The following is a 16881-nucleotide window of genomic DNA, read 5'->3' on the forward strand; positions in this document are numbered from 1 at the left end:
GGCGATCAGAACTGCGAAGCGAAGCGGATGCCGTACATCCGCGGCGTGTTCAAGTAACGGATGTTGGTCGAGTTGTTGACGAAGCCCTTGCCCGAGTACACCTCGTCGGTGAGGTTGGACACGAAACCGTCGATGCGGAACTGGTTGTCGCTGCCGAAGTTCAACCCGGCCGAGACGTTGACGGTGAAGAACCCGTCCACGTCGTCGCGCATCGCCAGGCCGTTGGCCGGGCCGCCGCCGGCGGCCGGGTTGGAGCCGTTGTTGAACGGCATGTCCTTGAGCGGGATCTCGATCACCTTGCCGTTCGCATCCAGGCCGAAGCCGCGGCTGTTGAACGCGGTCAGGTAGTAGTCGGAGCGGTAGGTCAGGTTGATCGTCCAGTCGAACGAGTTCAGCGCGCCGCGGCCGATGTCGACGGTCTGCGACAGGCTGACGTTGGCGTTGTACTTGGACGTGTTCGGCAGGCGGTTGCCGTCCAGCGGCACGATCAGGCCGAGGCCGCCGGAACGCGTGTCGAGCACGTTGGAATCGTCGAACGTGGCGTCGAGGTAGGTGAAGTTGTAGCCCAGGTCGAAGCCGTGCGGCAGGCCGACCCTGCCTTCCAGCTCCAGCCCCAGCACGCTCGCGTTCGCCGCGTTGTCGTTGAACACCTGGCGGCTGGTCGCGTTGGGATTGGTCGGGGTCGGCGCCGGCACGTCGATCAGGTTCTGCAGCACCTTGTCCTTGTAGTCGTAGTAGAACACCGACGCGTTCAGGCGCACCGGGGTCTCGCCCCAGAGGTAGTCGCCCTTGATGCCGGCTTCGTACGCGGTCAGCTCTTCCGGCGCGAAGCTCGGCGCCAGCGCGCTGCCGTCGTTGAGCGCCAGCGGACGGTTGATGCCGCCGGCGCGGGTGCCGGTCGACACCGTGCCGTACAGCATCACCTTCGCGCCGAGGTCGTACTCGAAGCCCACGCGCCAGTCGACGTAGTTGTCCTTGTACACGTCCTGGCTGCGGCCACCGGGGAAGTCCGAGCGCGCGATCACCTGGATCTGGTCGCGGTTCTGCTGCAGGAACTGCGCCCAGTTGTCGTTGCCGCCGAAGTTCTGGAAGCCGCCGAGGAAGTAGTCGAGGGTGTTGCCGCCCGGGCCGCATTGCAGATCGGCCGGCGTCCAGCCGGTGCAGATGCTCGGGGCGCCGCCGCGGCGGCGACCCGGGCCGGCCAGCTGGAAGCCCGGCGAACCCAGCACCAGGCCGGTGACGTAGGGATTGGTCGCGGTGTTGATCGGCTGGCCGGTGAACTGCTGGAACAGTTCCTCGGGAATCACGAACTGGTACTTGACGTTGGATTCGCGCGCGATCTTCTTGTCGCGGGTGTAGCGGATGCCGCCGATCAGGCGCAGCGAATCGGTCGCGGCGAAGCTGAAATCGCCGTAGACCGCGTTGGACTCGACCTTGGAACCGTCGCCGCGGTTCTCGCCGCCGAGGCCGTCCTGGTAGCCGCAGACCGTGCCCGGCCGCCACCAGTCGCAATCGCCGAAGTAGCCGTTGCCGACGTCCCAGGAGACGTAGTCGTACTTCTCTTCGTAGTTGAACAGTCCCGCCGACCAGATCAGCTTGCCGGTATCGCCGAAGAAGCGCAGCTCGTTGATGCGCGAGGACGACTTGTCGGCCTGGTAGAAGGTGTCGTACCAGTCCAGCCGCTCGGGATTGAAATAGGCTTCGCGCTCCGAGCCCGGATACACCGGGCCGAGCTGCCATTCGCGCGAGGCGTTGCGGTTGTAGAAGTCGTACTTGCGGTAGGAGGTGTTGAACTCCACCGACACCGCGTCGTTGAACGCGTAGGTGAAGGTCGCGGCGATGCCTTCGATGTCGTTGGTGGTCTTGCCCTGGGTGCGGAAGTACTGCTTGAACGGGTCGTCCAGGTCCTTGATGTCGTAGCCCGCGGCGAGGCCGCGCTCGGCGAACAGGCCCGGGTCGCCGGTGCCGCGCTCGGTGACCTTGTCCAGCATCACGTAGGCGGAGAACTTGTCGTTGGGCTGCCACAGCGCCGACAGCCGCGCGGCCTGGTTGTCGAGCGCGCTCGGGCCTTCGGCGTCGAACAGCGACTTGGGATAGCCGTTGCTGATGTAGGAGGAGCGCTCCTCGTCGAACAGCGCCGCGCGCAAGGCGAAGGTCTCGCCGATCGGCAGGTTCAGCACGCCCTCGGCGTTGGTGAAGTCGTAATTGCCGGCGCCGACCTTGAGTCCGCCGCTGGTCACGCCGAGTTCCGGGCGCTTGGAGATCACGTTGATCGAGCCGCCGGTGGCGTTGCGGCCGCGCACCGTGCCCTGCGGGCCCTTGTTGACCTCGATCCGGTCGACGTCGAAGAACATCGGGCCGATCGAGCGCGGACGCGGCAGGTAGATGCCGTTGTAGTAGGTCGCCACCGACGGGTCGGACGAGAAGTCCGAGTCGGCCGCGCCGATGCCGCGCAGGAATATCTCGTACTTGCCTTCCTGCTTGGTGATCTGCAGTCCCGGCACCACCGCCTGCAGGTTGCGGAAGTCGGTGTTGATGCCGAGCTTGGCGATGTCCTCGCCGCTGAAGGACTGGATGGTGCCGGCGTATTTCTGGATCGACTGCACGCGGCGGTTGCCGGTGACCTGCACGGCGTCGAGCTCGTGCGCGGCCTGCGCGGCGGCGGGCGCGGCGTCCTGCGGCGCGGGCGCGTCCGCGGCCCAGGCCGGTGCGAAGCCGCACAGGCCCAGCGATGCCAGGGCCAGGGTCAACAGATGGCGGTCGAGTTGCTTCGGCCTGCGTGCGGCCGGCGTGGAATGCGACATGGCTCCCCTCCAGAGCGTTGTGTTCTGTGGCCGCGCGCGCACTGCCGGCGCGCTGCGTCCGCCGCGGCATCGGGGCCGTGGTCTGGGCGCATGTTAGGCATGCCTTACGGCTTGCAGCGGGTTCTGCATACGTATTCATGGGATGCAGTCGCATTCATGTCGCAGTTCCGCCCGCGCTTGCGCCATGAATACGTATGCAGGCGCGGCGGCCGCCGCGGGCGGCGGCGGTAAGCTGGCGCGCATCGCCGCAACGCAGCGCCGTCGCGCGCCGCACCACACGAAAACACAGGGGCCGCACTTGTCCGCCGTCGCATCCTCCCAGCCCGCGCAACGCGATCCCTCGTGGTGGCGCGGCGCGGTGATCTACCAGGTGTATCCGCGCAGCTTCCGCGACCTCGACGGCGACGGCGTCGGCGACCTGCCCGGCATCGTCGACAAGCTCGGCTACATCGCCGACCTCGGCGTGGACGCAATCTGGATCTCGCCGTTCTTCAAATCGCCGATGGCCGACTTCGGCTACGACATCGCCGACTACCGCGCGGTCGATCCGCTGTTCGGCGACATCGGCGACTTCGACCGCCTGCTGGCCAAGGCCCACGCGCTGGGCCTGAAGGTGATGATCGACCAGGTGCTCAGCCACACCTCCAACGAGCACGAGTGGTTCAAGCGCAGCCGCGAGAGCCGCGACAACGAATTCGCCGACTGGTACGTCTGGGCCGATGCGCGCGAGGACGGCACCGCGCCGAACAACTGGATGTCGCTGTTCGGCGGCGTGGCCTGGCGCTGGGAGCCGCGCCGGCAGCAGTACTACCTGCACAACTTCCTTTCGGCCCAGCCGGACCTGAATTTCCACAACCCCGACGTGCGCGCGGCGGTGCTCGACAACGTGCGCTTCTGGCTCGAACGCGGCGTCGACGGCCTGCGCCTGGACGCGATCAACTTCTGCTTCCACGACGCGCGACTGCGCGACAACCCGCCCAAGCCTGCGGCGCAGCGCGTGGGCCGCGGCTTCAGCCCGGACAATCCCTACGCGTTCCAGTACCACCACTACAACAACACCCAGCCCGAGAACCTGGCGTTTCTCGGCGAATTGCGCGCGCTGCTGGACCGCTATCCGGGCGCGGTGGCGCTGGGCGAGATCTCCTCGGAAGACTCGCTGGCGACGATGGACGAATACACCCGCGCCGGCCGCCTGCACATGGGCTACAGCTTCGAGCTGCTGACCGACGACTACAACGTCGAACACATCCGCGGCACGGTGCAGCGGGTGGAAGCGAGCATGCGCGAAGGCTGGCCGTGCTGGGCGATCTCCAACCACGACGTGCAGCGCGTGGTCACGCGCTGGGGCCGCGGCGAGGCGCCGAAGCATTTCGCCACCCTGGTCAGCGCGCTGGCGTGCTCGCTGCGCGGCTCGGTGTGCGTGTATCAGGGCGAGGAACTCGGCCTGGCCGAGGCCGAGGTGCCGTTCGAAGCGCTGCAGGACCCGTACGGCAAGACCTTCTGGCCTAACTTCAAGGGCCGCGACGGCTGCCGCACGCCGCTGCCGTGGGACGCCGGCGCCGATGCCGGCGACGGCGCCGGCTTCAGCCGCGGCCGGCCGTGGCTGCCGATCCCGGCCGAGCATCGCGCGCTCAACGTCGCCGCGCAGCAGGACGATCCGGCCTCGCCGCTCAACGGCTTCCGCCGGTTCATCGGCTGGCGCAAGCGCCATCGCGCGCTGCTCGACGGCGCGATCGCGTTCCTGCCCAGCGCCGAACCGGTGATCGCGTTCGTGCGCGGCGAAGGCGCGGACGCGGTGCTGATGGTGTTCAACCTCGGCCCCGGCGAAGCGATGCTGGAGCTGGGCGAACGCGCCGGCTGGATCGCCGATCCCGGCCACGGCCTGCCGTCGGGCGCGGTCGAAGGCGGCCGCCTGCGGCTGCCGGGGCACGGCGCCTATGCGGCGCGGCCGGCGGGCTAGCCGGCGCGCCCACGCGCGCGATGCGCTTCGCGGTCGCTCCCTGTGGGAGCGGCGCGAGCCGCGACCGCGACAATTCAGCCACGTCGCAAGTTTCGTCGTAGTCGAGTTGTCGCGGTCGCGGCTCACGCCGCTCCTACAGGGGCGACCGGATCAACGCTGCGGCTGGCGGTTCAACGTCGCAAGCCGCTTCTTCGCCCCGTCGTTGCCGAGCTCGGCCGCCTTGCGCAGCTGCACCTTGGCCTCGTCGATGCGCCCCTGGCCGACGTAGATCTCGCCCAGCCCGCTCAGCGCCGCGCCCTTGGCGCGGTTGTCGGCGGCCGGCGCGTCCTTCGCCGCCTGCAGCAACGTCGTTTCCGCGCGCGCCAGCTGGCCGGCGGACAGCTGCTTCCAGCCGCACAGGGTCGCATCGCCGCCGCGCGCGCACGGGTCCTGCCCGGCGCTGTCGGCCGCGGCGATGCGCTCGGCCAGTTCCTTCGGCTGGCTGGCCAGCGCTGCGCTGCCCAGCGCGCTTTGCAGCTGCCGGTTGTCCTGCTGCAGCCCTTTGACCTTCTCCAGGATCGCGTCGACCGAAATGTTGATGCTGCTCTGGTCGCTGACCTGGATCGGCGCGCTCAGCGCCAGCGCCTGGCCGCGGTATTCCACCGCCGGCTCGGGCAGGCCGACCGCGGAGAACTTCGGCGAGAAGGTCAGGAATACGCCCGGCGCGACGCGTTCGCCGCCGAGCTGCTGCTTGAACGCGTCGAAACCGATCATCGCCAGCGCCACCACCGCGCCGATGCCCAGGTACCAGCGCACGTTGCGGCTCTGTTCGGCGCTGCGCGCCTTCTGCAGCACGTAGCCGCCGTAGACGAAGAACAGCAGCGCGGTGCCGTAGGCGCCGGCGGCGAGGATGGTGCGGGGATCGGCGATCGCGTCCATGGCGGGCGGGCTCCTGGCGGTATACCCAGGAGGTAACGCGAACGATGGGGCTCGGGCGGCCAACACCGGGGCGGCCGTGGGCGGAGCTTTATGTGGGAGGGACTTCAGTCCCGACGCTTTCGGCTCAGATCGCCGAGCGCACCACCAGCAAGATCGGCCTCATCAGGTCCCAAAGCATCGGGACTGAAGTCCCTCCCACCAGAGCCGGCCCCGGCACACCTCAACAGGCCTAACCCAGCTCCAGCCAGCCGCCGACCACCGCGCGCGCCTCGTCGACGCCCTGCTTGGACTCGCCGGAGAAGGTCTGCACGCTGACCGTGTCGCCGTAGCTGGCGTGCAGGTCCTTGCGCACGGCCATCAAAGCCTGCTGCTGCTGGCCGCGGCCGAACTTATCGGCCTTGGTCAGCAGCGCGTGCGCCGGCAGGCCGCGGTTCACCGCGTAGGCGATCATCTGCCGGTCGTAGTCCTTCAGCGGGTGGCGGATGTCCATCACCACCACCAGCCCGCGCAGCGCCTGGCGGGTCTGGAAATAGCGGTCGAGGAAGGCCTGCCAGTGCGCCTGCAGGTCCTGCGGGACCTTGGCGTAGCCGTAGCCGGGCAGGTCGACCAGGAAGCGGTCCGGCTCCGGCGCCGGCTCGGGGCCGCGGTGCAGCGGGCTGACGTCGAAGAACACCAGTTGCTGGGTGCGGCCGGGCGTCTTGGACACGCGCGCCAGCGCGTTCTGCTGGCACAGGGCGTTGAGGGCGCTGGACTTGCCGGCGTTGGAGCGGCCGGCGAAGGCCACCTCGAAACCGCCGTCGGGCGGCAATTGCTTGACGTTGTGCGCCGACAACAGGTAACGGGCGCGGGCGAGGGGATTGCTCATGCCCATAGGATCGCACGTAGGATCGCGCGGGCGGGCCCCGCCGCGGGCGCAAAACCGCATTCGGCGACCGCGCGCACCTGAACCCGCGTTGACCCCGTCCGGGCCGGCGATGATAATTCCAAGGTTCCGGCGCCCGGCGCGACCGGCCACAGCACGACCGAGTCGCGACCCGCTTTTGCCGTACCGCACGCCCGCCTTCCAGCAAGCCCGCCACCCAGAAAGCCAAGCAGTTCGGAGCCCAGCTACATGAGCCAAGCCCGCGTCCTGAGCCTCGTCGGTCTCGCCGTCTTTGCGGTCGCCGCCGTCGCGTATGCCCAGACCACGGTCACGCCGATCCCGGACAAGGAACCGGTGCAGACGGCGCCGTTGAACGCCGGGCCGCAAAGCAAGTGGGGCGACGTCAAGGCCGGCGCCACCAAGGCCGGCACCTGCGCCGCCTGCCACGGCCTGGACGGCAACCCGACCGATCCGCAGTACCCGCGCCTGGCCGGCCAGAGCGAGCGCTACATCGCCCACCAGATCGCCCTGTTCAAGAGCGGCGAGCGCAACACCGGCATGGCCGCGGCGATGAAGCCCTTCGCCGACGCGCTCAGCGAACAGGACGCGCGCGACCTGGGCGCCTACTTCGCGACCCAGAAGTCCGGCGCCGGCGTGGCCGACGACACCGTCATCGCCTCCGGCCCGAACAAGGACAAGAAGTTCTACCAGGTCGGCGAGGACCTGTTCCGCCGCGGCGACAAGGCGCGCGGCATCCCCGCCTGCATGGCCTGCCACGGCCCCGGCGGCGCCGGCAACCCCGGCCCGGCCTACCCGCACCTGGCCGGTCAGCAGGCCGCCTACTCGCAGCGTCGCCTGGAGGAATACCGCGCCGGCACCACCACCCAGCGCGATCCGCACCTGTTCAACGTGATGGCCGGCGTGGCCAAGCAGCTCACCGACGAAGAGATCGGTTCGCTCGCCAGCTACCTGCAGGGCCTGCACGAACGCGCCGACGACGTCGCCGCCGCCGGCGCCCCGGCCCCGGCGGCCAAGCCCGCCGCCGCGCCCGCCCCGGCCCAGCCGGCGGCACCGGCCGAAGCGCCCAAGCCGGCCGCCGCGCCGGCCGCGCCCGCCAAGGGCTGAGCGCAGCGCGAAGCACCCGAAAACGCCGGCCCCGCGCCGGCGTTTTCGTTTCCGCCCGCCGCGAACCCGCATCGCCCTCCCTGTAGGAGCGGCGCAAGCAGCGACCGCGACACCGCAACGACGACGAAACCGACCCGGCCCACGTAACTCCGGCGCTTTCGTTTCCGCCCGCCGCGAGTCCCACATCGCCCCCCTGAGCGGCGCAAGCCGCGACCGCGACACTGCAACGACGACAAAAGCCACCAGCCCCGCGTAACGGCCCGCGGATTTTCGCCGCGACCGGCCACCCCGCGATCGCGGCTCGCGCCGCTCGTACAAGAAGCCCCGCCCTGCGTAAAAGTGACGCACTTCACATCGAGTCCCGCCGCGGAACTCACACGACACCGTCCGGTCCCATAGCAGACTGCAGGCCGCCCGCGCCGGCCGTTATCCTTGGCGGCGACGTTCCCAAGCCCGCCCCACCGGCGCGACGCGCAGCCGGCCCTTTCCGACGAGACCCTTTCCGATGAACCGACGCCTCGCCACCCTGCTGCTGCTCGCCGCCCTTCCCTTCGCCAGCCTCGCCGCGCCCAAGGCCGCGACCGGCCCCGCGCCCGAGCCGGGCGTGGACTACGTCGAAATCCCGGGCGGCAAGCCGTTCTCGACCCCGGCCGGCAAGATCGAGGTGGTCGAAGTGTTCGGCTACACCTGCCCGCACTGCGCCCACTTCGAGCCGCTGATCTCGAAGTGGAAGGCGACCCTGCCGGCCGACGTGAACTTCGTGCCGCTGGCCGCGCCGTGGGGCGGCTACTGGACCCCGTACGCGCAGGCCTTCTACACCGCGCAGTCGCTCAAGCTGCTGCCCAAGACCCACGAAGCGGTGTTCAAGGCCCTGCACGAGGACAAGAGCCTGCCGATCCAGAACGCCAGCGCGCAGGAGATCGCCGGCTTCTACGCCAAGTACGGCGCCGACGCCGGCACCTTCGCCGCGACCATGACCGGCAAGACCACCGAGCAAACGATGAAGCGCGCCACCGACTTCATCATGGCCTCCGGCATCGAGGGCACCCCGGGCATGGTGGTCGCCGGCAAGTACCGCATCACCACCCAGAAGGGGTTCGACGACATGCTGCGCGTGGCCGATCACCTGATCGCGCGCGAGCGGGCCAAGGCCAAGCGCTGAGGCGCCCGGGCGGGAATCGGAACAGGCCATCGCGCGCCGGCCGCGCGCCGCGCGCGCGCAGGCCCCGTTCCCGCCGCCTCTACACTCCCCGTTAAGTCGCCCGCCCGCTATGCTGGCGGGCCGTCGCGGACGGCCTTTCGCCGCCGCACCCGCCTTTTTCCCGAAGTTGTTGCGGAGATCACGATGAATTCGCGTATCGCCACCCTGTCCCGCTATCCGCTGCTGCTCGGCGCGCTGATCGCGCTGGCCGCGTGCGGCAAGACCGAGGCGCCGGCCGAGACGGCCGCCCCGGCCGCGCCCGCCGCCACCGAAACCGCGCCGGCCGCCGCCCCGGCCGAGGGCGCGCCCGCCGCGCCGGCCGCCGGCGAAACCGCGGCGCCGGCCCAGGCCGATCCGGCCATCGCTCCGGCCGCCACCGCGACCCCGCCGGCCGGTCCGACGCCGGTCGCCGGCACCGACTACCAGGAAATCCCGGGCGGCCAGCCGTTCGATCCGGCCCCGGGCAAGATCGAAGTCGCCGAGATCTTCAGCTACACCTGCCCGCACTGCGCCCAGTTCGAGCCGCTGCTGGTCGAGTGGCGCAAGAAGCAGACCGCCGACGTCAAGTTCACCCCGATCGCCGGTCCGTTCGGCGCCAACCCGATCCCGTTCGAGAAGGCCTTCTACGCCGCCCAGACCCTGGGCCTGATCGACAAGACCCACGAAGCGATGTTCCGCGCCGTGCACATCGACCAGTCGATCGACTACCGCACCGTCAACGACCAGACCTTCGGCGAGTTCTATGCCAAGTACGGGGTCAAGCCGGCCGACTTCATCGGCACCATGAACAGCTTCGCCATCACCGCCAAGGGCAAGCGCGCCGAGCAGTTCATGGCGCGCTCGGGCGTCGACGCCAGCCCGAGCCTGGTGATCAACGGCAAGTACCTGGTCAAGGGCAAGGGCTTCGAGGACTACCTGCGCATCGCCGACCACCTGGTCGCGCGCGAGCGCGCGGCGATGGCCGGCGCGGCCCCGGCTCCGGCCGCGGCGCCGGTCAAGAACTGATCGGCCGGCCCCGACCGCGCTCGTACCGGGCATGACCACTCGCCGGCTGCGCCTGCTCAGCGCCAACATCCAGGCCGGTTCCAGCACGCGTCGCTACAGCGATTACGCGACGCGCAGCTGGTCGCACGTGCTGCCCGCCGGCAACAAGCGCGGTAGCCTGGACACCATCGCCCAGTTGGCCGGCGAGCACGACATCGTCGGCCTCAACGAGAGCGACCCGGGCAGCCTGCGTTCGGGCTTCACCAATCAAACGCACTACCTCGCCCAGCGCGCCGGCTTCGATTACTGGAGCCACCAGCCGAACCGGCGCGTCGGCAACGTCGCCTCCAGCGCCAACGGCCTGCTGAGCCGGCTGGAGCCGCGCGAAGTGGTCGACCACCCGCTGCCCGGGCGCATCGCCGGCCGCGGCGTGCTGGTCGCGCACTACGGCAACGGCGACGACGGCCTCACCGTCGCCGTCGCCCATCTTTCCCTCGGCGCCGGCTCGCGCGCCTCGCAGCTGGCCTTCATCGCCGAACTGCTGCACGACCATCCGCACGCGGTGCTGATGGGCGACTTCAACTGTTCCGCCGACAGCCCGGAAATGCAGGCGCTGTTCCGCGACACCCGGCTGCAACGACCGGCCGACATCCTGCCGACCTTCCCCAGCTGGCGTCCGCAGCGCGCGATCGACCACATCCTGCTCGGCGACGGCCTGGGCTACATCGCCGCCAAGGCGATGCCGGCGGCGCAGTCCGATCATCTGGCGCTGTCGCTGGAGCTGGACGTGCCGGACGACGCGTTACGCTGAGCTCGGCGGAGGTCGCGGCGCATCCCGACCGAAAGCGCAAGCCGGCGCACCGCCCCTCCTCTACGCGCACCGCTTCACGGCTCACGCCCTTTCAACGCAGCCACTTCCGCGCCGCTAACGACGCCGACCTTCTGCGCCGTCATCCCCAATCCCGTCATTCCAGCGAAAGCTGGAATCCATTCTGCTGTTGCAATTGCTGTTGCCATTGCCGTTGCCATTCGCTCGGACGCAACCCCACGCGAAGCCCATGTTTCGCAGCCCCGGAGGGCGTGCGCATGGATGCGCACGCGCGCCATGGGGCATGGATGCCCCTTATGGCGCGGCCCCGCGCCACGATGAGCCCTAGTGGCTCTTGATCCGAAAAAACGAGGCCTTTTCTTTGGTTACTTTCTTTGTGGCTTCAGACAAAGAAAGTGACCCGGCCGCTTGCGGACGGAAGCTCTTGATGGTCGCTTGTCGTCACTCGAACGAACACGCAAACGCAGACCCCACCGCGGCACGCCCCCTGTAGGAGCGGCGCAAGCCGCGACCGCGCCATCGCGGCGATTGCGAAAGTTTCGTCGTAGTTGCGTCGGCGCGGTCGCGGCTCGCGCCGCTCCTACAGTCGGATACGCAACCCTACGGCCGTCATTCCGGCGAAAGCCGGAACCCATGTTGACGTCGCTGCTGCTTTCGCCGTTAGCGATGTGTCGCGTGACGACAAGCCAACATCAAAAGCTTTCGTCCGCAAGCGGCCGAGCTACTTTCTTTTGTCAGCGCGACAAAAGAAAGTAGCCAAAGAAAAACGCTTGTTTTAAGTCAAAAGCCACTAAGTCCAGCACCCGGCGCGGGGCCGCGCCATAAGGGACATCCTGTCCCATGGCGCGCGTGCGCATCCATGCGCACGCCCTTCGGGGCTACGAAACATTCGCATCGGATTGGGCGGCGAGCACAAGCAACAACTACGGCAACGGCAGCGGCAGCGGCAGCGGCAGCGGCAGCGGCAGCGGCAGCGGTAAAATAGATTACGGCTTTCGCCGGAACGACGTGCAGGCCGCCCGCGACGTTGGAAACGCCGCAACGCACACGATCATCCAGCGCCGCTCATCCCCCGATCGACGCCGATTCCGGCCGTTGACGCACCTCGCCCTTTCCCCGACGCTGCACCGGCATTCCCACCGCCGCCACGCCATGCCCACGCTGATCCTCACGCCCCGCCACACCGACGACGCCCAGGCCTTGTGGAAAGCCGCCTCGCGCCAGGGCTGGTCGATCGAGCGCCTGCCGGGTTGGCGCGTGCCCGATCGCCTGCGCGATCTCGACGACGCGGTGTTCTACGGCGAAGCGCTGTTCGCGCCGCAGATCGGCGCGGCGCTCGGCCTGCGCCTGGACAATCCGCCCGAAGACTGGCTGCCGGCGCTGCCGCCGGAATACCGCCTGCGCGAGATCGGTTTGAGCACGCTCGGCGCGCAGCGCGCGCGCACCGCGCCGGCCTTCGTCAAGCCGCCCAACGACAAGAGCTTCCCGGCCCGCGTCTATACCGGCGCCGAACTGCCGCTGGGCTACGACGAGGACATGCCGGTGCTGGTCGCCGACGTGGTGCGCTGGCGCTGCGAACTGCGCTGCTTCGTGCTCGACCGCCGCCTGCGTACCTGGTCGCTGTATTCGCGCGAAGGCGAGCTGGCGCGCGACAGCGGCTTCGCCAGCAGCGACGAAGAAGACGCGCAGGCCACCGCGTTCCTGCAGCGCATGCTCGACGATCCGCGCGTGGCCTTGCCGCGCGCGTGCGTGATCGACGTGGGCTATATCGAGGATCGCGGCTGGGCCTGCGTGGAACAGAACGCGGCCTGGGGCGCGGGCTTGTACGCCTGCGACGCCGCACAGGCGCTGGAGGTGATCCGGCATGCGTCGGTGCGCGGGCGATAGCCGGGTTCGTCGCGGTTGCGTTGGCGCGGTCGCAGCTTGCGCAGCTCCTACAGGGGCTGCGGCCGGTTTCGTTTCAGACTGTAGGAGCTGCGCAAGCTGCGACCGCGAGAACGCGACAACGACGAAAACCCCATCGCAGCCGCGTCCCGACGATCGCAGAACCCCCAAGCGAAAACGGCCGGCGCCTCGCAGCGCCGGCCGTTTCTTTTCGTTGACGCCTTACCCCAGGATCAGAACCGCAGATCCGCGCGCACGTAGAAGAAACGCCCGCCCGGGATGTCGTAGGTGGACGCGTCGTAGCCGTTGAGCGAGCACGACAGGCACACCGGCGGGTCCTTGTCGAACAGGTTGTTGACGCCGCCGGTGACCTGCAGGCCCTTCAACAGTTCGAAGTGGTAGCCCAGCTGGATGTCGTGGTACGTGGTCGGCGAGAGCTTGTTCGCGCCGGTCACGGAGTTGTCGCAGTACGGCGACTCCAGCGCCGAGGCCTGGCAGGTCTCGGTCAGTTCGGAGATATGGCGCACGGTCCACGAACCGGTCCAGGCGTTGCGCTTCCACGACAAGGTCGCGTTGGAGCTCCACTCCGGAATCGCGCTGTCGTTGACTTCCACGCCGGGGCGGCGCGGCTGCAACTGACCGGCGGCGCCGACCGCGTCGTACTGGGTCACCCAGGTGTTCTGCCAGGCCAGCTTGAACTGGCCGAGCGAGCTTTCCGGCAGGGTCCAGAAGAAGTCCACGTCCCAGCCGGAGGTCTTGATCGAACCCAGGTTGGTCAGCTTGTTCTCGAAGCTGGAGATGCCGCCGACGCTGGAACGGGTGATGCCGTTGCAGTACAGCGGGTCGAGCGTCTGCACGCACAGGTTCAGCTGGGTCTGCGCGTCGATCGCCTGCACCGCGCCTTCCAGCGAGTGGCGGTAGTAGGTGACCTCGAAGTCGAACTTGTCCGACCACGCCGAATCCGCGGCCCAGGCCGGGCTGTAGACGAAGCCGGCGGTGAAGCTGCGCGCGGTTTCCGGTTCCAGGTCCGCGTTGCCGCCGGTCTGCACCGAGATCTGGCTGTTGGCCTGGGCGGCGCCGGCCGGCACGCCGAGCGCGGCGCAGTTGGCGCGGTTGCCGGTCGGCGGCGAGCCGGTGATCGAGATCAGGCAGGGATCGCTGAGCTGCAGGTCGGCGCGGCTGGCCGAGCCGTACAGTTCGCCGATCGACGGCGCGCGGAAGCCTTCGGCGTAGGTGGTGCGCAGCAGGAACTCGTCGGCGACCTGCCAGCGCAGGCCGTACTTGGGCGTGAACTGGCCGCCGAAGGTCGAGTAGTCCGAATAGCGGCCGGCCAGGCTCAGATCCAGGCTCTTGCCGAACGAACCTTCCTTGATCAGCGGCAGGTTCAACTCGACATAGGCCTCGTTGACGTCGTACGTGCCGCGGGTCGGCAGCGACTGGGTGCCGTTGTAGTAGCCGGCGACGGTGATCGGATCGGGCGAGTAGGAACCTTCGTACTTGCGGTACTCGTAACCGGCCGCGAACGACAGCGGGCCCGCCCACAGGTTGAACAGGTCGCCGGAGAAGTTCGCGGTGAAGGTCTTGAGCTTCTGCTCGCTGCGGTCGCGGATGATCGGGCTGATCCAGCTGAGCATCTGCGGGGTGATCGTGCCCGGGCCGCCGAACAGGTTCAGCGGCACGCAGCCCGGGGTCGCGGCGCACACCGCCGGATCGCCGAGGGCGATGTTGATGTTGCGGATGTTGTAGCTGCCGCGGTTGGTCTGGTCGGCCTTGTTGCGGCTGTAGGCGGCGTTGACGTCCCAGAAGAAGGTGCGGTCGCCCGCGTCGAAGCTGCCTTCCAGGCCGCCGGCCACGTACTGGGTGTCGACCTGCTGTTCGAAGATGCGCGGGCCGCCCTCGACCGGACGCCGCGCGAGCGTGATCAGGTTCGGGTTGGCGCCCTCGGAGGTCAGGTCGATGCCGAAGGGGTTGTACGGGTTCAGGCGCGAAATGGTGATGCGCTCGGACCACGGGTTGCCGGTGCCGGCGTCGAGGCCAAGGAAGATCGGCTCGGGCGCGGCCTGGTTGACCGACTCGCGGCGGTTGTACAGGGCCTTCAAATAACCCTGCACGTTGTCGCTGAAGTGATAGCGGAACTGGCCGAACGCGCCGGTGCGCTTGGACGGCGTCAGCAGCATGTTCTCGGCGGCGAAGTTGTAGCGGTTGGCGCCGCCGAACGGAATGAAGTCCTGCGGGAAGCGCACGCCGTTGGGGAAGCTGGAGCCGTTGGGCGTGGTGATGTTGCACATGTTGACCGGCGGCGTGGACGGATCGTCGTCGCTGTCGACCGCCGGGCAACGCGGGTCGGTGAAGATGAAGCGGCCGTTCGGCGTGGCCGAGCTGCCGGTCTCCACGCCCAGGCCCGGCACCGGCACGCGCGAGACCTTGCGGTCGCGCGAGAACACCGGATCCTGGTCGACGTAGCTCAGGCCGAGGAACAGGTTGGCGCGGTCGGTGTTGTAGCCCCACGCCAGATCCACGCCCTGCAGCTCGCCGTCGCCCTTGCCGTACTGGCCGTAGTTGAGGCTGATCTGGCCGCCGTCGAAGTTGCGGCGGGTGATGATGTTGACCACGCCGGCGATGGCGTCGGAACCGTACAGCGAGGACGCGCCGTCCTCGAGCACTTCGATGCGCTCGACGATGGCCAGCGGAATGGTGTTGAGGTCGGTCGCCGCGCCCACGCCCGAGGCCGAGGATTCGTTGACCCAACGCATGCCGTCGACCAGGACCAGCACGCGCTTGGGACCGAGGTGGCGCAGGTCGACCTGGGCCGAACCCGCGCCGATGCCGTCGCCGTTGGGCGAGAAGCCGAAGTTGCCCGAGGAATTGAACTTGGTGTTGAGCGCGGAGCCGGCGCCGGTGAGTTCCTGCACGATGTCGCCGAGCGAGGTCAGGCCGGTGCGTTCGATGTCGTCGCGGCTGAGGGTCTGGACCGGGACCTGGCTTTCGATCTCGGCCTTCTTGATGCGGGTGCCGGTGACCTGGACCGAGTCGAGCGTGGTGGGGTCCTTAGCGGGGGCGGCGTCCTGCGCGGCGGCGAAGCCGGGCAGCGCGACCAGCAGGGACAATTGGATGGCTTTCGCCAGGACATGGCGACGCGACGGCTTCATCTACTCTCTCCCTCGTAATTGGCTTGGCTAGCTCTGTTGGCTATTGGCGTGCCGGCCGGACCGTGCCGGAGGCATCCGAGAGGTTGTAAACAATCCGTGAATCCGCCACAAGGCGCAAAATAGGAGTACTTGCCAAACCGGTCGCAGTTTTGTTCGGCCTGTCGCGAGGCCTCGGACAAACACCGGATGCGGCATACCCTCGCCGCCCATTCAGGCCGGGCGCCGGACGGTCGCGAGAGGTCGCGGCGCGATGCCGCGGAAACGTGATCGGCTTTGCGGATTCAGCCGCCGAGCAACAGGCTCAGCGCGACCAGGAGCAGGAACGTCGCGAACACCCGCTTCAAGGTGTCGCCATGCAGGCGATGCGCCAAACGCGTGCCATACGGAGCCGCGAGCACCGAGGCGAGGGCCACGCCGATCGCCGCCGGCAGGTAGACATAGCCGATCGCGTAGTGCGGCAGCGCGCCGGGCGGCGCATTGAAGGCATAGCCGATCGCGCTGGCCAGGCCGATCGCCACGCCGCAGGCCGAGGATGTGCCGACCGCACGCACCGGCGCGACTCCGCGCCAGACCAGCAGCGGCACGGTCATGCTGCCGCCGCCGATGCCGACCACCGCCGAGACCGCGCCGATGCCCACGCCCGCGCCCGACATCGCCGCGCCCTGCGGCGCCGGCGCGTCCTCGCCGAGCGCCGCGCGCGGCTTGCCGAACAACAACTGCGCCGCGGCGATGAGGCAATAGCCGGCGACGATCCAGCGCAGCCATTCGCCGTCGATGCGCACCGCGACCCAACTGCCGAGCCAGCCGCCGACGATCAGGCCCGGCACCATCCAGCGCACCGTCGGCCACAGCACGCTGCCGCGCTTGGCATGGGCGCGCGCCGACGCGGTCGCGGTCAGCACGATGCTGGCCAGCGAACTGGCCAGCGCGGTGTGCATCGCCGCTTCCTGCGGAATGCCGAACGCCGGCGCGATCCACGCCAGCGCCGCGACCAGCACCAGCCCGCCGCCGACGCCGAGCAAACCGGCGAGCACGCCGGCGATGGCGCCGAGGACCAGGAAGACCAGCCAGATCGCCATGCGCTGCATTCCGAATGCGGGCCTTCGATTCTGCACGCCCGTTCGCGCGCTGGATAGCCGATGGCTCCGACTGTAGGAGCGACGCG

General features: G+C 68.9%; 12 protein-coding genes. 7 read left to right on the forward strand and 5 right to left on the reverse strand.

What is annotated here, in order from left to right:
• Positions 1–5 precede the first annotated feature (5 nt).
• Positions 6–2804, reverse strand: coding sequence for a TonB-dependent receptor (locus tag JHW41_RS23870; RefSeq protein ID WP_250448030.1), 2799 nt, complete (start codon positions 2802–2804; stop codon positions 6–8).
• 298 nt (positions 2805–3102) lie between these two features.
• On the opposite strand from JHW41_RS23870, the gene JHW41_RS23875 reads away from it, so the two are divergent.
• The gene (locus JHW41_RS23875) at positions 3103–4764 is read left to right on the forward strand and encodes an alpha-amylase family glycosyl hydrolase (protein WP_250448032.1); all 1662 of its coding nucleotides are present in this window, start codon (positions 3103–3105) and stop codon (positions 4762–4764) included.
• A gap of 150 nt (positions 4765–4914) precedes the next feature.
• On the opposite strand, the gene JHW41_RS23880 is transcribed toward JHW41_RS23875, so the two are convergent.
• Entirely contained in the window at positions 4915–5682 is a 768-nt protein-coding gene (locus tag JHW41_RS23880) for a hypothetical protein (protein ID WP_250448034.1), read from the reverse strand.
• Between the two features lie 44 nt (positions 5683–5726).
• On the opposite strand from JHW41_RS23880, the gene JHW41_RS27655 reads away from it, so the two are divergent.
• Complete coding sequence (locus JHW41_RS27655; RefSeq protein WP_428995425.1) at positions 5727–5915, forward strand: DUF6053 domain-containing protein; 189 nt, start codon at positions 5727–5729, stop codon at positions 5913–5915.
• Here the strand turns inward: JHW41_RS27655 and yihA are convergent.
• On the reverse strand, positions 5912–6547 hold the full coding sequence (gene yihA, locus JHW41_RS23885) for a ribosome biogenesis GTP-binding protein YihA/YsxC (RefSeq protein ID WP_057949903.1): 636 nt from the start codon (positions 6545–6547) through the stop codon (positions 5912–5914). The genes JHW41_RS27655 and yihA overlap by 4 nt on opposite strands.
• A gap of 246 nt (positions 6548–6793) precedes the next feature.
• Here yihA and JHW41_RS23890 point away from each other — a divergent pair, with 246 nt between their 5' ends.
• The 5 genes from JHW41_RS23890 (at position 6794) to JHW41_RS23910 (ending at position 12570) form a co-directional block, all read left to right on the forward strand.
• Positions 6794–7669, forward strand: coding sequence for a c-type cytochrome (locus tag JHW41_RS23890; RefSeq protein ID WP_123645711.1), 876 nt, complete (start codon positions 6794–6796; stop codon positions 7667–7669).
• A gap of 505 nt (positions 7670–8174) precedes the next feature.
• A complete protein-coding gene (locus tag JHW41_RS23895; protein ID WP_079000000.1) occupies positions 8175–8831 on the forward strand; it encodes a thiol:disulfide interchange protein DsbA/DsbL in 657 nt (218 codons plus the stop codon).
• 183 nt (positions 8832–9014) lie between these two features.
• Positions 9015–9875, forward strand: coding sequence for a thiol:disulfide interchange protein DsbA/DsbL (locus JHW41_RS23900; protein ID WP_250448036.1), 861 nt, complete (start codon positions 9015–9017; stop codon positions 9873–9875).
• Between the two features lie 31 nt (positions 9876–9906).
• A complete protein-coding gene (locus JHW41_RS23905) occupies positions 9907–10665 on the forward strand; it encodes an endonuclease/exonuclease/phosphatase family protein (RefSeq protein WP_057945958.1) in 759 nt (252 codons plus the stop codon).
• A 1170-nt stretch (positions 10666–11835) separates the two neighbouring features.
• A complete protein-coding gene (locus JHW41_RS23910) occupies positions 11836–12570 on the forward strand; it encodes an ATP-grasp domain-containing protein (RefSeq protein WP_250448038.1) in 735 nt (244 codons plus the stop codon).
• A 230-nt stretch (positions 12571–12800) separates the two neighbouring features.
• Here the strand turns inward: JHW41_RS23910 and JHW41_RS23915 are convergent, their stop codons facing one another.
• Together JHW41_RS23915 and JHW41_RS23920 are read right to left on the reverse strand one after the other, a co-directional pair.
• On the reverse strand, positions 12801–15716 hold the full coding sequence (locus JHW41_RS23915; RefSeq protein WP_250448040.1) for a TonB-dependent receptor: 2916 nt from the start codon (positions 15714–15716) through the stop codon (positions 12801–12803).
• Positions 15717–15997: 281 nt separating this feature from the next.
• Positions 15998–16795, reverse strand: coding sequence for a sulfite exporter TauE/SafE family protein (locus tag JHW41_RS23920; RefSeq protein ID WP_241833799.1), 798 nt, complete (start codon positions 16793–16795; stop codon positions 15998–16000).
• Between the last annotated feature and the right edge of the window lie 86 nt (positions 16796–16881).

Origin of the sequence: Lysobacter enzymogenes (assembly GCF_023617245.1) — a bacterium.
Classification (GTDB): Bacteria; Pseudomonadota; Gammaproteobacteria; order Xanthomonadales; family Xanthomonadaceae; genus Lysobacter; species Lysobacter yananisis.

Bases quoted from the DNA above. Each gene is read 5' to 3' on its own strand.
- JHW41_RS23905 (WP_057945958.1), top strand. From the start codon at position 9,907: ATGACCACTCGCCGGCTGCGCCTGCTCAGCGCCAACATCCAGGCCGGT.
- JHW41_RS23895 (WP_079000000.1), top strand. From the start codon at position 8,175: ATGAACCGACGCCTCGCCACCCTGCTGCTGCTCGCCGCCCTTCCCTTC.
- yihA (WP_057949903.1), bottom strand. From the start codon at position 6,547: ATGAGCAATCCCCTCGCCCGCGCCCGTTACCTGTTGTCGGCGCACAAC.
- JHW41_RS23870 (WP_250448030.1), bottom strand. From the start codon at position 2,804: ATGTCGCATTCCACGCCGGCCGCACGCAGGCCGAAGCAACTCGACCGC.
- JHW41_RS23880 (WP_250448034.1), bottom strand. From the start codon at position 5,682: ATGGACGCGATCGCCGATCCCCGCACCATCCTCGCCGCCGGCGCCTAC.
- JHW41_RS23910 (WP_250448038.1), top strand. From the start codon at position 11,836: ATGCCCACGCTGATCCTCACGCCCCGCCACACCGACGACGCCCAGGCC.
- JHW41_RS23915 (WP_250448040.1), bottom strand. From the start codon at position 15,716: ATGAAGCCGTCGCGTCGCCATGTCCTGGCGAAAGCCATCCAATTGTCC.
- JHW41_RS23920 (WP_241833799.1), bottom strand. From the start codon at position 16,795: ATGGCGATCTGGCTGGTCTTCCTGGTCCTCGGCGCCATCGCCGGCGTG.
- JHW41_RS23890 (WP_123645711.1), top strand. From the start codon at position 6,794: ATGAGCCAAGCCCGCGTCCTGAGCCTCGTCGGTCTCGCCGTCTTTGCG.
- JHW41_RS27655 (WP_428995425.1), top strand. From the start codon at position 5,727: ATGGGGCTCGGGCGGCCAACACCGGGGCGGCCGTGGGCGGAGCTTTAT.
- JHW41_RS23900 (WP_250448036.1), top strand. From the start codon at position 9,015: ATGAATTCGCGTATCGCCACCCTGTCCCGCTATCCGCTGCTGCTCGGC.